The organism is Micromonospora sp. MH33 (assembly GCF_003013775.1).
Taxonomy (GTDB): domain Bacteria; phylum Actinomycetota; class Actinomycetes; order Mycobacteriales; family Micromonosporaceae; genus Micromonospora; species Micromonospora fulviviridis.
Map to the genome: position 1 here is coordinate 14,737 of NZ_MUYZ01000017.1, position 16,544 is coordinate 31,280.

Annotated in this window: 6 protein-coding genes and 1 pseudogene; 4 read left to right on the top strand and 3 right to left on the bottom strand. The window is 65.7% G+C overall.

Annotation, left to right across the window (positions count from 1 at the left end):
* Nucleotides 1–5 precede the first annotated feature (5 nt).
* Entirely contained in the window at nucleotides 6–5,882 is a 5,877-nt protein-coding gene (locus B0E53_RS05310; protein WP_146167594.1) for an RHS repeat-associated core domain-containing protein, read from the bottom strand.
* 1,486 nt (nucleotides 5,883–7,368) lie between these two features.
* On the opposite strand from B0E53_RS05310, the gene B0E53_RS05315 reads away from it, so the two are divergent.
* From B0E53_RS05315 to B0E53_RS39095, 4 genes and pseudogenes are all read left to right on the top strand, one after another.
* Nucleotides 7,369–7,572 carry a hypothetical protein gene (locus tag B0E53_RS05315; RefSeq protein ID WP_107074948.1) on the top strand — a complete coding sequence of 68 codons (204 nt, stop codon included), beginning with the start codon at nucleotides 7,369–7,371 and terminating at the stop codon, nucleotides 7,570–7,572.
* A 112-nt stretch (nucleotides 7,573–7,684) separates the two neighbouring features.
* Nucleotides 7,685–8,287, top strand: coding sequence for a hypothetical protein (locus B0E53_RS05320; protein ID WP_107074960.1), 603 nt, complete (start codon nucleotides 7,685–7,687; stop codon nucleotides 8,285–8,287).
* A 69-nt stretch (nucleotides 8,288–8,356) separates the two neighbouring features.
* Nucleotides 8,357–8,605 (top strand): hypothetical protein, encoded by a 249-nt coding sequence (locus tag B0E53_RS39090; RefSeq protein ID WP_246835254.1) that lies wholly within the window; start codon nucleotides 8,357–8,359, stop codon nucleotides 8,603–8,605.
* A pseudogene (locus B0E53_RS39095) lies at nucleotides 8,518–8,858 on the top strand (class I SAM-dependent methyltransferase). The gene B0E53_RS39090 and the pseudogene B0E53_RS39095 overlap by 88 nt, the downstream one beginning before the upstream one ends.
* A gap of 100 nt (nucleotides 8,859–8,958) precedes the next feature.
* Here the strand turns inward: B0E53_RS39095 and B0E53_RS05330 are convergent.
* Both B0E53_RS05330 and B0E53_RS05335 read right to left on the bottom strand, forming a co-directional pair.
* A complete protein-coding gene (locus B0E53_RS05330) occupies nucleotides 8,959–9,738 on the bottom strand; it encodes a transposase family protein (protein WP_107074961.1) in 780 nt (259 codons plus the stop codon).
* A 379-nt stretch (nucleotides 9,739–10,117) separates the two neighbouring features.
* A complete protein-coding gene (locus tag B0E53_RS05335) occupies nucleotides 10,118–16,483 on the bottom strand; it encodes an RHS repeat-associated core domain-containing protein (RefSeq protein WP_246835251.1) in 6,366 nt (2,121 codons plus the stop codon).
* Nucleotides 16,484–16,544 lie beyond the last annotated feature (61 nt).

Here is a 16,544-nt window from a genome sequence, read left to right on the forward strand (position 1 = left end):
TCAACCTACCATTTGAACCATCTGAACGGACTCTTTGGCACGGCCGCGAGACGGAAGGTGACGCTTCCACCAACCTCCACCTTCCAGACCCAAACCTCTCCGTAGTCTACGCCCATCTGATTCATGTACCTCCGAAGCTGCCGGGTTCCCTTACGGATGCCACTCTGCCCATCCCGCTTCAGCTCGACCGGAAAGCCATTATCGGTAAAGCCGTCAGGAATATCTCTCGGAGTGACAGGACGTCCCCTACTATAGCCAATGGAATCTAGATGGTCCTGCCACTCTTGACTGTTGTGAATCTCCCTTCCCTTTGCGGCATCAGGGTTGTCCCCTGGCCGCAAGTTTCCGTTGCCGCAGGAGCCATTGCAGGTACGCTTCTTCGGAGTGGTGCGGCTCGGCGCTTTCGGCTTCGGCTTCGGCTTCGGCTTCGGCTTCGGATTCAGCCGAGGGGAAGGCTTGGGCTTGGGCTTGATTTTCGTGGCCGGGGCCGGCCGATTTCCTCGCGAGGGATTGGGCCTGGTTGGCTTCGGCTGTGATGCCCGCGCACGGAGTCGCAGTTGCTGCTGGCGGGCGTTCCGCTTCATTTGCTGTAGCTGGCGGGCCTCCATTCTGGGAGAGGATCCGAGGTAGCTGCCTCCCCGTGCGCTGGATGCGCCGCCGCGGGCACCGACGCGCGACGGAATCCTGAGTCCTCCTCGCCCGCTGCCGGCAACGCCGCCACCGCCGCCAGTGCAGTCCTTGCAAGGGACGAGTCCGTCGGGGTCGGCTTGAGTGACGGGGCTGTTTTCCGCGTAGGCGTAGGGGTTGAGGTGTTGGGGGTCGTAGTAGTCGACGAGGGGGTCGATGGAAAGGAATCGACCGGTGGTGGGGTCGTATTCGCGGGCGCCGAGGTGGGTGTAGCCGGTGGGGTCGGTGGTTCCACCGACGAAGCCCTTGTTGTCGGGCCAGGTGCTGGGGGGCGCTCCGCGGTCTTCGCCGAAGGGGGTGAGGCGTCGGCGGGTGGTCGCGAGGGTGCTGCTGTTGATGGCGACCTGGTTGGTGCCGTGGTGGTTGGCGGCGGTCCAGATCAGGCCATCCGGTGTGCGGACAGCGTCAGGGTAGTAGCGGGTGCCGGCGACCTGTCCGGTGGTGTGGTTCAGGTGGTACTCGGTGTCGCCGAGGTAGAGGGTCTTGTCTGTGCCCGGGTTGTCGGCAATCAGCCGGTTGCCGGCGGCGTCATAAATGTAGGTGTGCGTGTCGGCGCCGTTGACGAGTTGGGCGAGGTGGCCTTCGGCGTCGTAGCTGAGTTCTTGGTCGGGTTTGCCGGTGGCGGTCCGAGTCTTGAGGTATCCGCCGTTGTCGTAAGTGAAGTTGCTGGCCGGTCCGCCGTCGTTGGTCGTGACGCCGTTGAGGGCGTGCGGACGAGCGGCTCCCGGGTTGGAGTAGGCGTAGGTGCGGGTGGCGTCGCCGTCGGCGGTGTGGCGGGTGTCGGTGGTGCGGTTGCCGGTCTTGCCGTAGGTGTAGCTGTGCCAATACGAGTCGGCGCCGCCGATGATGGCTTGGCTTGGGGTGCTTTGGCAGGTGGGGGCGGTGGTGGTCCAGGCTTCGGTGAGGCGTTGGAGGTAGTCGTAGCCGAAGCACTGGTTGGCGACGACGGTGCTGGCGTTGGTTTCGGCGATGCCGATGATGTCCCCGGCGGGGTCGTAGGTGTATTGCTCGGTGAGTTTCTCGTCCCAGCTGCCGGGGGTGGTTTGGTTCTCGGTTTCGGCTTGGTAGGCGGTGAGTCGGCCGGTGGCGTCGTCGATGGTGGTGGTGAAGCGGGCCCGTGTGGTGCCGGATCCGAGGAGTTGTTGTTTGACGGCGCCGTGCCAGTAGTACTGGGCGCTGGCGAGGTAGGTGTCCAGGCCGGTGACGCCGGTGAGGTAGCCCTGGTCGGTGTAAGTGTTGGTGACGGTTTCGGCGGACAGGCCGCCCTTAGCGGGCAGGTCGATAGTGGCCAGTGACCCGTCCGGCTGGTAGCTGTATCCAGTGGTGTAGGTGCCGGCGAGGGCGCCCTGGCTGCCGGGGAGGACGGTGGTCTGCCCGGTGGGCTGGTAGAGGTCGTTGTAGCCGGTGACCTGCTGGGTGTAGGCGCCGGAGGTGTCGTGGCGGGTGGCTGAGGCGGGGTAGCCCTTGGCGAGGGTGTCGTAGGTCCAGCTAGCGCGCAGAGTGCCGGTGGCGTTGTCGTCGCGCAGTTCGGTGGGACGACCGAGGGCGTCGTAGGCGCGGTAGAGGATTTCACCGCGGCCGTCGGTGGTGGTGGTGAGTTGGTCGGCGTTGTCGTAGGTGTAGGACGAGTCGCCGGAGTCGGGGTCGGTGCTGGCCACGAGTCGGTCGAGCCGGTCGTATGTGTGGGTCCAGGTGTTGCCGGCGGCGTCGGTGACCGAGGTCAGCCGGTCGAGCCGGTCGTAGCCGTAGGTGGTTTCATCGAAGGTGCCGCTCGGGCTGCTGCCGTGGTATTGCCGTTTGGCGGTGGTGTTGCCCTGCGCATCCTTGATCAGCGTGACGGGGGTGCCGCCGGCCGGCGGGGTGACGTCAACGCGGTTGCCGTCGTACGCGACGAGCGTCTCCCACTTCTTGACGTTCTGTGCCCAGACGGCGTCGCCGGCGGGGCGCTCAAGACCGTCGTAGGTGTAACGGCGTTGGGTGCTGACGTCAGCGTCGGCGAAGGCGACGAGAGTCCCGGCTGGGGCGGAGGCGTTGTTGTAGAACGCGGACTCGGCCGCTTCCAGACCACGGGTGTTGTAGCGAGTGTCGCTGATGACGCGCTTGCCGTCGGGGGCGGTGGTCTGGGTTTGCCGCAGGCGCAGGTGCCCGTCGTAGATCTCGTATGAGCTGATCTGATTGCCGTTCGGGCCAAGCGTCTTGGTCTGCACGGTTGTGGGTGCGGTCTTGGTGACGCTGTAGGCGTACTCGGTGTTCGGCGTCTGGGCAGTGGTCCGGCCCGGGTGCCAGACCTTGGTGAGCCGGCCAAGGGGGTCGTACTGAGCCGTGGTGGTCTTGGTGTTCGCGTCGACGGATGACGTGGGCTGTCCGCGAAGGTCGAGGGTGTCCGTGGTGGCGTGCCCGGCGGGGTTGGTTTCGGTTACGCCGGTGACCGGGCTGCCGGTGGCGGGCACGTAGTCGAACCTGGTCGTTTGGTTGAGGCCGTCAGCGCTGGTCTTCACCCGGCCGTGGACGTCGTAGGTGGTCGTTTCGGTGGTGATCCAGTTCGGGGTGGTGGAGGTGTAGGAGGCCAGCTCGTCGACGCGGGTCTCCAGGCCCTTGGTGGGGGCGGCGCCGACGGTGGTGGTGCCGTCGTAGTAGGTACGGGTCCCGGCCAGGATGTTCGCCGGCGCGGGATTGGCGGTGCAGTCGGTGGTGGTTTCCTCAGCGGGCAGTTCGGTCAGCCAGAAGCCGGGCGTGGTGTTGCGGGCATACGTGTAGGTGGTGCACGTTTCGTCGCCCGTAACGGAGGTGTCGCCGTTGTCGGTAGTGCTGGTGGGCGTGCCGTAGGTGGTGTCGAACCGGTGGTACACCTCGGAGCTGCGCCACGTGCCGGTGGCGGCGATCCACTCGTGAGTTTGGAAGACCCGCTGCTGGGCGAAAAACGCCTGGAAGGTGGTCGGCTGCGCGTACGCAACAGGCTCGACTCGTTTGGCAGTCAAACCCTGCCAGGGGCCGTAAATCTGGCGCAGCACGGGCTGTCCGCCTGGGCTGGCGAAGTCGATACGTTCGCGCAGCAATCCGGCGTAGGAGTTGAAGTCGGTAAGCGACCAGTTGTCAGAGGCCACCACAGTCGCTGTGCGCGTGTTCTCGCCGGCGTCGGTGCGGTCGCCGTACATGCCACGGAAGTACACGTACATCGACTGGGATTGGGTTTCGCCGCTGGCGCCCTTGGTGACGGTGACGATGGGCCAGCCACGGAACTCCGACCAGCTGCGCTTCTCCAAGGGCGATGCCCAGGCGTTGTCGTTGTGGTGCCAGAGCACGTTCGTTGCCGACCCGACCGTCACGGAATTCACGGTCGCGGTGGTCGCGTAGGCGTAGGCGGTGGTCACGTTGGGTGATCCGCCGACGTTGTCCCGCTCGACCACCTGCGTGACACGGTACTTGTTCCACCACGACCAGCCGCCAACGTTGTCCGGAGGGGTGTAGTACTGCGGGAAGCAGCGTTTGGTGTTCTGCGCCGGGTCTGCGGGAACGGAGGTGACGGTGCAGTCGGAGCCCTCGTAGGTCACGAGCAGCTCACCGCCGGTCTCATCCCCGACGGCAGTGACCCGGTACTTGTTCGTGACTGGTACTCCCGCGCTGACGTTGTGGTCGGTGCGGTTGGCGTACCGGGTGCCACCGAACGTGACATCCGGGAGAGTCTGCGTGGTTGTGCCGTCGCCCCCGGTGCGGCGGATCCTGGCAAGCCACAGCGCGGGCGAGGTCAGCGCAGGGTCTTCACCCGTGGACGGGAACTGGTGCACAAGCTCCCACTTGTCGACATCGACATAGCCCGTGCCGCGGCGGACCTGCGCGGTGATGAACTGCAGCCGCCGCGCCGTCCAGAACGTCGGACCGGAGACCGTACACGGAGCGGCCGAGCAGGTGAGGTCCCACGGCGTTTCTGGCCAGTTCGCCTTCGTCGGGCTCGCTTCCGTGCCGCAGGACGACAGGCAGCGAGGCGCGGTCGAGAAGACAATCTGCATCGGCGCCGTGGTCGGCTGGGGGAAGCCGCGCGAGCCATATTCGATCCGCGACAGGGTCGCGGCACGGTCGTAGGTGGCTAGGGCACTGCCATTACCCGCCAGCGTGGCCTTGTTGTACTCCTTGGAATAGAAGTACGACATCACGTTGCCGCTGGTGTCCTCGACGAGGTCGAGGTTCCATCGGTATCCCGTCGCACACCATGACCCCGCGAACCCGCCCGTCTTGTAGCAGGGATCGCTGGCGTGGTTGGAGAACACCGGTACGCCCTGGACGGAGAACGTTTCCCGGTTGTCGACCCAGTTCGCGCCGAACGTGTAGCGGGTGCCATCGGGGGTGGTCAGCCGCCACCGCTCATTGTTCCAGTTCCGGGTGCTGCTGGTGCCACCCGTCAAATACTCGATCTTGGAGCCGTCGTCGTCGGCCAACCGCCACGTCTTGGTCGTGTCGTCGAGGACGAGGTCGGTGGACTTGCCGTCCAACATCAGGGTGGCGTTGTAGTCGCGCCAGCACAGGTCGCCCGTGGCGTTCGTGTAGGCGGGTGCGTTCGCCAGGTCTTCCTTGCACGTCCGGTAGGACCGCTCGATGTACCCGGGGTGGTAGTCCCAACCTTCACCGATCCACGACGTCTGCGTGTTCTCGCCGTTGGTCTGCCCATCGACTCGCCCGGAGGAGTAACTCAAGCTGATCTCAGGGTCCAACCCACCCGCGGACTCGGGCGCCTCCATGTCATATGACCAGGAAAAGTCACCCGCCTGGCCGCCTGCAGCCCAGTTCGCCGAGCTGCTCAGCGACGTCTTCAGGAAGGTGCCGGTCTGGCCCGCGGCCCCCGCCACCAGAGCCACCATCGCCCCGTCCAGCGGCTGCACCTCGGGCGATTCCGGGCTCAGCGCGCTGCGTGCCGGCACGTCCACCGCGGCAGACACCACCTGCCCTGCCCGGTCGTGACGTGTCGACAATGGTGTTGCCTGCCGGCAGGTCAAGTCGCCGGTCGCGTCGGTTAGGCAACCCTGTAATGCCACCAGGTGCAAACCCCGCGACGCCCACGCCGCGCCATACAGACCCGTCAGCCCCGAATGATCAATCTCTACGCGGGTGCGGGCACGAGCTGCCGCCGAATCACGGGCCGCGACCCGAACGATCGCCGCAGCCCCTGCCTTGTCTGCCTGCCCCTGCTCGAACACCTGCACGTGCACACCGCGCGGAGCCGGAGCCAACCCGTCCGCCACGACCGAAACCGGCAGGCCCCCACGTCTACCCGCCGCCGATTGGCAGCCGAAGACGCAGAAGCGACCTCAAGGTCCGCCGTACCGCCAGACGTGACCCGCCCTGGTGAGGGCTTCCACTGCTGCGTACTGGACTGCGACACCACCGGCTTACGCGAAGCCACCCGCGAGACCGGAACCGAGCGGTCCCTCGCCGCGGTCGCCGCGCGAGACGGCGCAGCGTAAGCAGGCACGAACGGCAACAGAGTCACTGTCAACAACACAGTCGCAGCAAGCGAACCCCGACGCAGCATCCACCTCGTAGCCGCGATAACCCGCGACGAAGCGACCTCTTGGTCCACGACCGCCCTCCCCCGTCCCCATGCGATCAAGAGTGAGCGAAACCTAGCCAGCCCCGGAAGAGCGGTCAATAGAAGATCACAAATGGTGAGCGCAAACGATCATTCAACCTCGCGAACCGGACACAGTCGACACGCTCCGTACCCCACCAACCAAGCGGGCCGCGCGCCCACGACCAAACTCGGACACCACCTGTCGTAGAGTCTCGCCCGGCCGGCCAGCGAGAGCTGCGGGTGTTGAAGACTTCGGGGCCGCCGAAGAGGTCACCGAACAGGAAGGCCTGGTCAGAGGGCTACCGGTGGGATTCGAGTCTCAGCTCCCGGGATCCATACCGACACCAGGGCGGCGAAACCCAGAGCCGCGCGTCAATGCGCAAGATCTTCTTAACCGTCGTCAGCGAACCCTGAAACGACCGCCGGCATCAGCCAGGCGGGGCGCAGCGAACCCTGACCACTTCGGTGTTCTCTGGGAGGTCACGCCGGACCGCTCGCCCGCATCATCGCAGGTCAGAGCCCTCCGCTCTGCCCGGCCTCGGTGAGCACTTCGGGCGCGGTGACCACTTCGCCAACCTGCACCCAATCTGCTCCCCACTTGCAAGGCCAAGGCACTCAGCGGCTCCTTACCGCTCTGACCTGCGCATACTCCCCTGTCAGGGACATAGATTGCGGTCGACTGCTGCTCAAATTGGCTGAGCACTCCGGTGTGAAGCAGGACGCTGCACCGACTCTGACCTGCGAAAACGCGAAGCCGCAGGCAGGGGCGGGTGCAGTTGGGTGCGATCAGCTGCCGTTCGGTGCGGTTCAGGGCCGTTCAGTGCACCCTGCTGCTCCCAACCTGCTCCCCCGATCAGGGGCTCGCGACCGGGCTGCTGCGTCCAGGCTGCGTCGGACCGTCCTGCACGTCGTTCGTCAGACACCGTGGCCGCTTGCCCGAAACGTCCTGGCTGACGCCGACGCCCGGTCAGCGACCGATGGGCTCAGTTGCTCCCGATCCGCTCCCACGGCCCGGTTGTCAACCCGACATGCTCCGGTATGCCGCGCCTTATCAGCGGCAGATCCGCGCACCCGACCTTGCCCAACCGGTGCCGCGAGACGTGCGATTAGGGTCTGCCATGCGACATGACGTTGTTCTGCGGCTCGACCGCACCACCGCGGAAGATCTGCACGTCGCGCTGTACGAGGCCGGAGAGCACATCGCGGCCCGGGCAGCCATCACTCCGCCCACGACCGAGGAGGCCGAGCGCCTGGGCACTCTTCTGCGCGACCTGCGCCACGCCCTTGGCCGTCGTTGCTCTCCGTATTGCGACCACCTCTAGTTGGTAGGGGGTCGCACGTGCTCAGGCGGCAGATCCGGATGCCGGCTCGGTTCATCAACGCACCCCACGGGCTGGGCCGAGACTGTCGGTCGTCGCTCTTATGATCACGGCCATGTCGGCTGCCTTCACCACCTTGTGGACCCATGACGTCTGCCGGGAGCTGCGCAGGCACTGCGTCGGCCAGCGGCCGCCGGTGGCGTTCAGCGGGGTGCACCAGTCTCTGCCCAGCTGGACCAGCGTCGGTGTCGGCGACGATGTCTTCGCGCTGCATGTCAACCGATGCGTGGTCTACGTGGTGAGCCGTCTCCGGGTCGTCGACAAGCAGCGGCGCGCCTGTTGCGGCGCTGCTCCAGCAACGTGGCGCGACCCGGCCTATCCGGGTCATGACGACTGGACGATGCTCGGCGCCGGCGGATGCGGGGCGAGCCCGGTGCATGTCGAGGCGACACCGATCCGCTTCGACGTCGCCGTTCCCGGCGACCTGCTCGGCGCGCTGACCTGGCGCAACCGGCGCGGAGAACAGCGCACCTTGAAGTACGTCGTCGACGGTCGCCTCGAACGCTCCGTCAGCCTCCAGGGCGTCTATCGTCTGACCGACGAATCCGCCGCTCGATTGGGCGCCCTGCTCGATAGTTCGCCGGCCCCGACCGAACGGGGTAGACCCCTCCACGTGCATCAGGATCGCCAGCCGTCCTTGACGGTCAACACGCCTTGACGGCGGCGTGAGCGGACGTCCAGGGGGCGGCGATAGACTTGTCCTGCCCGTTCGCCGATCATGAACCTCATGGAGGACCAGCAGGCGCCGCAGTCAGCCGAGGGTGAGGCGAAGGTCATCACGCTCTGCGGCTCGATTAAGTTCGAGGCTGAGTTCGCGGAGGTCAACCAGCGGCTCACCGCATGCGCGTTCCCGGTTAGCTCGACGACACCCGGACCTCCTACGACACCGTGGCGACCAGCTACGCCGACCTGCTCCGCGACGCTCTCGCCCGCGAACCATTTCAGCGGGGCATCCTCGCTCTCTTCGCCGAACTGATCCACTCCCAAGGAAACGGGCCGTCGCCGACGTCGGCTGCGGCCCCGGCAGGATCACAGCCCACCTGTACAGCATCGGCCTGGACGCGTTCGGCATCGACCTGTCACCCGCGATGATCGACGTGGCTCGCCGAGCGCCCGCCGGATCAACGCCTCCATCGCGAGTACGTCGATGGTCGGTCCGAAATTCACCTGAAGGAGCCGGCTTCGATCGGCGAAGACGGCAACGTGGACGGCGGAGGTCCGAAGACTAAGGCGGAGTTCCGCTCTCATCCGCCAGGAATTCAGCCAAATCGCCAGCCTAAGGGCCGTCTCGTAACTCGGTGAAGGCGTTGCCCGTGACCGGGTCGGTGCTCACCCGACGAGGGCGATGTTGTGGAGATGGGCGATGGCTGAAGCGGTGTCGGTCAATGTGCTCGCAGCGCGGCGGTAGTCGCGCAAGATCTTCCAGCACTTCAGCCTGGCCAGGGCGTGTTCGACCTGGGCGCGGACGGTGCGGTGCTGAGCGTTGAGCTCCTGCTTCCAGTCCGGCAGTGGGCTGCCGTCGCGGTTTCTGCGGTACGGGATGATCACGCCGGGGTTGCCGCGGTAGCCGCCGTCGGCCATGACCGGCCGCCCGTTCAGCTTCTGGTCGATGCCCGAGGTGCGGTAGACGATCGTGTCGTTCCGATTGCCTGGCTGCGGGTCGCCGACGGCGATGACCAGGCGGGTGCTCGCATCGATGGCGACCTGCAGATTGGTCGAGTAGCGGTAGTTCTTGCTCGGCACGGCCAGCCGGTGATCCCGGGTCGGGATCAGCGTGCCGTCGACGATCGCGATCTGATCGACCGGGCGCCGACGGACCGGGGCCAGGGCCAGCAGCGGGCCGAGGGTGTCGATGACCCGGTGCGCGGCGGAGTGCGACACCCCGAACAGCGGCCCGATCTGCCGCATCGTCAGGTTGGTCCGCCAGTACGCGGCGACCAGCAGCACCCGGTCGGGCAGGTCGAGGGCCCACTGCCGGCCCGGCCGGCCGTCAGCGATGGCGTCCCCGCCACGTTCGGCGACCAGCCGGACCAGCCGGCGGAACTGGGCGGGCTGCAGCCCGGTGAACGGGAAGATCCACTCCGGCCGGGCTGAGGAGATCACCTGCACCCAGGCATCCTCGATGATCGTCCCCATCAGACGGACATCGGGGTTACGAGACGTCCCTTAGGCCACCGAGCGTCTGAACCGGGCGTACGGTCAGGCATACGTGGTGCTGCTCGCTGGCCCGGCGATTGGATTGTGACCCAATCACCGGCCACCACTCCCCGGTTTGGACCAGTTTGCCCAGGCCGCCACAACGATGCAGATTAGCAGCAAGCCAATCCCGGGGCATAGAATTAGCCCGACTAGCCAAAAAAAACCTTCCATCACCAAGGCATTGTACGATAGACCACGCGCGAGCGACACCTCCAGATCGGCCGACGGGTGCGGACTTCAGCACCCGTCGGCCCAAGATACAACTCGTCTCTAGGCTAATTCGGCCGAGCTAGCCCGTAACCCTGAATCTGAAGCTCTGCACCTGGTAGTGCTCCCCCGGAGACGAGTCCGCCCCTGATCCGGCGTGACCATCCCCAGGATACTGCTTCCCGAATGGATTTGTGGTGCCTGAACTAAGCGTCGTCGCATTCTGGACATGAATCTCGATAACCCTACGTCCGCCTGAATCAGTTCCTATTATCTTATAATCTACGTCGTATGATCCAAGGAAGGCGTCAACGAGATCGCCGCCCAGCTTCCCCTGCGACAAGACGCTCGCGGCATCTGCACGGAAGTGCAGTTGACGCTCCTCCGGTGGCATCGACTTGTAATGGAAGTCGGCAACCCCTCCAGCCTCACCTGCAGCGATCTGCCGGGAAATTTCCAGCATTACCACGGCGAAGCTTTCAGATCTCCTCAGCAACTCGGTCATCAAGTCGCCCTCTCGGAAGAATTGCATATCGACACACGGAGTCAGGGCACCGCACGGCCAGTCTGTACTCGGGTTATAAACCCACCCTTCGCCGGCTGCGAACCGCCATCCGAGATCCATTGGCGTCTCACGTCGCGTACCTGGCGCATGGCAATACTCCCAAGTCGGCGCGCCGCACTTGGGAGCAGGCGCGGGCCCCGCGTTGGGCAGCTTAGCCAGGCTCTTAAATCCGTTACAGCGCGGCCAGCAACCTTTGCTGTCCTTTGCCTTGTTCTCGCGATTGCCTTTTTCGTTGCCCATTTGATAGTCGGGGCAACTTGCAAAGGTGAGGCAGTCCGTGTCAATGAGTCCGGAGGGATCGCTTGACGTTGCCGGATTGTGGTGGGCGTAGGTGTAGCCGTTCCATTGTTGGGAGTCAGTCATGTCCATGATCGGGTCGACGCTGATGAAACGTCCGATGGCGGGGTCGTATTCTCGGGCACCGAGGTGAGTCAGGCCAGTAGGGTCCTGGGTTCCGCCGACGAAGCCCTTGTCCATGCCGGTGGCCCAAGTGCCGGTGGTAGCGCCGCGCTGCTCCCCGAAAGGCAGGTTGCGGCGTTTGGCGACGGCGAGGGTGGAGGCGTTAATGGTCAGTTCGGCGGTGCCGTGGTGGTCGCTGGTAATCCAGTTGAGGCCGGCGGCGGTGCGTACGGCGATGGTTTGGCCGGCGTGGGTGTAGTAGCGGGTGGCCTTCTTCGTGGCGCCGCTGGTGGTGTAGCGAACTTCGGTGCCACCGCCGAGGTAGAGGGTTTTGCCGGTGGCGTCGGTGCGGACGAGTCGGTTGCCGTCGGCGTCGTAGATGTAGCTGCTCGTCGTGGCGCCGGTGGTGCTGTCGAGGCTTCCTTCGCGGTCCCAGTTGAGAGTCTGGGTGGTGCCGCTGGTGGTAGGCCGGGTCTTGGTGTTGCCAGCGTTGTCGTAGGTGTAGCCGCGTGTCCATGCAGCTCCGCCAGTGGCGGTGACGCTGCTGACAGCGTGTGGCCGGGCGGATCCTGGCGTCGGATAGCTGTACGTGTATGTGGTGTTGGTGGCTCCATGGCGGAGTTCGGTCTTGCGGTTGCCGTCGGGGTTGAGGGTCCAGGTGTGCCAGTAGGGGTAGGCGGATCCGTCGATCTGGCTCCACGCGGTGGGCTTGGTGGTGCAGCTGCCGCTTTCCGGGGTCCATGCCTCGGTCGTGCGGCTCAGGTAGTCAAGGGTGTAGCACTGGTGGTCGGCGACACCGCCGTTGGGGGTGTCGTGGATTTCGGTTACGTTGCCAGCTCTGTCGTAGGTGTAATTGTAGTTCGCCGCTTCTGCTTTCAGTTCCGGCACAACATTGACACTCTTGACCCGCCGGGTTGGCTCATCGATCGTCGAATTGATAACGACACGGGACCCGAACGCGCCAAGCTGACGTTGAGTGAGCTGCCCGAGCTTGTCGTAGGTGACGTCATAGACGTAGATCTGCGCCGCCGACAGTAGGCCGCCGGGATCGCCAACGTCGGTGTACCCGACAGTCAACTTCTCCGAGGTGAGGTCGGCGGCGGCAGGCATGGTGACCTGGTACGGCTGACCATTCGCGCGGTAGCTGCTCGTAGTGGTGTAAGTACATGTGTTCGGCGTCGCGGCAGCGCACAGATTCGACTCCGCCGCCGGCAGCACGACGGATGTGGATGTGGGGCGGCCGTACTGGTCGTAGGCGTCGATCTGGCTGGTGTAGGCGTTGCCACCGGCGTAGCGGGTGGAGGAGGTGAGTTTGCCCTTGCCGTAGGCAAGGGTGTCGTACTCCCACTTGGCCCGGATAGGGCCTGTGGCGCTGTCGTCGCGGACCGTCGTCTTGCGGCCGAGTTCGTCGTAGGTGTAGGCGAGGACGGCTGTGCCGGTGTTGAACTGGCTTGTGGTGGTGGCGACGTTGCCTGCGGCGTCATAGGTGGTGTCGGTGGTTCCCCGGTCAGGATCCTTGGTCTGGGTTTTCCGACCCCGAAGATCATAGCTGTAGGACCAGACGTTTGAACCAGTGACGTCGGTGACCGATTTGAGCTGGCCAAGCAGGGTGTAGCTGTAGGTGGTCTTATCGAACTTGGTGGTGTCGTCGCTGCCGACATCCGCGGGGTTCTTGTACTGGCGGAGAACGACGGTGCGACCTTGGGCGTCGTTGATGGTGGTGGTGGCGGTGCCGCCGGTGGGTGGGGTGCTGTGGACCCGGTCGCCTCCGTAGGTGGTGGTGGTGCGCCACTTCTCCGCGCCATTGGCGAGGAGGATTTGCGCGGTCTGCCGTCCGGCACCGTCGTAGCCGTACTGGGTGATCGACGGGATCTGACCTTGGGGGCGTCCGAGAGCGCCGTCATCGACGGCGCTGTTGGTGACGTCGTAGTAGGGGGCTGACGTCCAGTCGGTTGCGCCGAGGCTGTTGGTCAGTGTGTCGGTGATCGTCCGTCCGCCGCCGGTTGCTTGCAACTGGGTCTGTCGCAGCCGCAGGAATCCGTCGTAGAGGTTCACCGACTTCCGATACGCCGTCCCTGTCGGTAGCAGCGTTTCGCTGACGACTGCGGTCGGCGCACCGCTTTTGCGCATCTTGTAGGTGAACTTCATGCTGGGCGTCTGTGCGGCGCTGTCACGGCCGGGAGCCCAGGTGTTAGTGAGCCGGCCGAGTCCGTCGTAGGTGAGGTCGGTGACCGCGCCGTTGGCGTCGGTCACCTTCACCGGCGCTCCCCAGGCTGGCTCCGCGATGGTTGTGACGGTGTGCTGCTTCGGGTTGGTCACCTCTGTCTTCGTGACCAATCCGCCGTTGGCAGTGGTGTAGTCGGTGGTAGTGGAGTAGCCCCGGGGATCTGTTATCGACGTGACTCGGCCGTTGGCGTCGTAAACGGTGGTCGCTGTGCGGGTGTACACAGGGGTGCTGCCGTTAAACGAGTCAAGTTCCTCGGTGCGAACGACGTTGCCGCGAGTAGGCGTCCGTCCGAAGGAGCTGTCGTCGACATAGGTGTCGTAGAACGAGCGCGACCGCTTGAGCACGGTTGTGGGATCCGCGGGGCTCGGCGCGCCGGTGCAGCGAACCGACAGCGTTTCCGACTGGGCGATGCGATCGAGCATCCATACGCCGTCGTTGGTGCTGTCGTCGTTGCGGACGTAGGTGGTACGGGTGCAGGTGTCGTCGGTCGTGACTGACTCGTCGCCCTGGTCCTCAACATTGGTGGGCAGACCGTCGGGGTTGAAGCTGGTGATGGTCTTGGTGTAGCGGTAGCCGCCGGCGGAGAGGGCGGTGCGGGTGCGGGCGATGTCGGTGTTGGTCATCCACGCCCGAGTGGTGATTCCGTCGCGGCTGCGGGTTGCGGTGGGGCCGTTGATCCAAGGGTCGTTGCGGGTGGAGGAGATTTCGGCGCCCCCGACGCCGTTGTAGGTGATGGTCTGTAGTTCGAAGCCTTGTAGGGCTTCGTGGTCTTCGATGGTGCCGCCCCAGGAGTCGCTGGCCCACACGTCTTTGACGCCGCTGGCGGCCTTGTCCCCGTCCAACCCTCGCAGGTAGCGGTGCTCGACAGCGGTTTGCTGGCCGGCGGGGTCGCCGTGTCGGACGGTGACTTTGCCGTAGCCGCGCCAGTCGCTCCAGGTGCGGTACTTGTCCTTGGTCAGTTCGTCGTTGTTGTAGGCCCAGGCGGGGGTGTCGTAGTCGTACTGGGTGACCTCGGGGGTCTGGTTGGTGACGGTGTCGTCGAGGTCGATGCGGGTGACGACGTACTTGTGGAACCAGTCCAGACTTAGTTGCTGCCCGCCGGGGGCGTAGTAGGAGGGCATGCACCGTTTGGTGTTGCTGGCCGGGGTGGGGAGGGTGTCGCGGGTGCAGTCGGCTCCGGAGTAGCTGACGATGATGTCGCCGCCGGTTTCGGTGTGGACGGTCTTGATCCGCCACCGGTTGAGGGCGGAGCGCTGGTCGGCGGGGCCGTCGACGCGGTTGGGCAGTGGCTGGGAGCCGGTGTCGAAGGTGATTTCCGGGTCGGAGACGGCGGCGCCGCCGGCGGTGGTGACGTGGCCGGTGCGGGTGATGCCGCGCAGCCACATCGGGGTGGATTCGCCGGTGCCGGCGTTGATGAACTCCTGCCGCAGCGACCAGGACTCGACGTCGGCGTAGCTGGTGGTGCCGTTGCGGACCTGGGTGGTGACCTTGGTGAGGCGGCGGGCGGTCCAGAAGGTCGGCGCGCCCTGCTCGGTGCACTGGTCACCGGCCTTGCAGAACTGGTCCCACGGAGTGTCGAACCACTGGGCCTTCACCGGGTCTGAGGTCCATGCGGTGCCGGTCCAGCAACCGGTCAGGCACCGCTCGGCGGTGTCGAACACGACCCGCAGCGGCGCGGCCTGGGCGTACTCGGCGTTCTCGCGCATGCCGTACTCGATGCGCTTGAGGTACCCGCCGCGGTCGTAGGTGGTGCGCTTGGCGGGGTCGTTGTCGCGGCCGTAGGCGCCGGTCTCCTTGCCGTAGAAGTAGGCCATGGTGTTGGAGTTCGGGTCTACGACGTAGTCGAGGTTCCACCGCCACGCCTCATTGCAGAAGGCGTTGGCGAAGGTGGCGTTGTAGCAGGGTTCGTTGCTGTTGTTGCTGTTGACCGGCACCGTCCACACCGAGTCGGTGACCGCGTTGCCGCTGGCCCAGCCGGGCAGTTTGTGGTAGCCGAAGAAGTACTGGACCCCGTCGGTGGTGGTTACCTTCCAGTACTCGTTGTCGTTGTCGCCGTTGTCGCGGGCGGAGCTGGCGAGCTTCTCGATTTTGGTGCCGTCGTCGTTGCGCAGCCGCCAGACGGATCCGTCCTTGATCAGTTCGCCGGCGTGGCCGTTCAGGGAGAGGGTGGCGTTGTCGGTGAACCAGCACTGGTCACCGGTTTTGTGGTCGGGGTTGTCGTCGGCGCAGGACTGGTATTTGCGTTCGATGAACCCGGGCCAGGAATTCCAGCCGTCACCGATCCAGGAGCCCTGGTTGTTCGTCAGAGCGGTCTTGCCGTCGATGCTGCCCGAGGAGTAGGAGAAGCTGACGCTCGGGGCGGGTCCGCCGAGTGCGGGCGGCATGCGCAGCGGGTAGGACCAGGAGAAGTCGCCGGTCTGGGTCGACACCTGCCACTGCCCTGCCGGTGACAGGCTGGTCGCGGTGTAGTCGCCGCTGTCGCCGGACGCGCCGGCCTCGACGGCGAGCAGCATGGGAGTGCTGGCGGTGAGGGCGACGGTGGCGGTGAGCGTGCGCTCAGGTGTGTCGTTGGTCGTGGCCAGGCTGGTGCGCTTCTGGCAGGCGGGGACCTCGGGTGTGGTCAGCGCGCATGCCGGCAACTCGACCAGCCGCAGGCGGGACGCCCAGTCACCGCCATAGGCGTCGGCGAACCCGGCGTAATCCAGCTCCAGGGCGGCACGCCCGAGCTTCGGGTCGGCGTCGGCGCGGCTGACCGACAGCAGCACACCTTGCACCCGCAGCTTGTCTGTGGTCGCCCGGTCGTGTGCGGTGACCTTGACCGCGGCGACGGACTCCGCCGCACTCTTGCCGCTTTCGCCTGCGGATGCGGAGATGGTCACTGGCAGGGTGCCCGCGCGGGCGCGGACGGGCCCGGTCAGACCCGCGCGCGTGCTGGCCGCCTTCGCCGCGGCCGCCTGCGCCTTGCGGAGGTCCGCGATGCCGGCACCCTCGGGCCACGCGATCTTCTTAGGGGCGGTCACTACCCGGGACGACGCGTGGGTGGAGTGGCTCGTTCCCGGCTTGGCCTTGGCGACCACCACGCCGGCGGCTTCCTTGGGCGTCGGTGGCTTCCACTTCGGGGCGGCTTCGGCGCGTTGCAGCGGCTGCCCGAGTCCGCTGGCTACCAAGGCCACTGACAGGCCGCCGGCCAGCAGCACCGACCGCCCGACACGACGGCTAAACAGCTTCAAGGAACTCGGACGGGTTCTTCTGCTCACCAGACGCTCCCCACGCGCAGGTAGAAATTCATGACGTTCGCGTTGCTGCTACAAGTGCTGC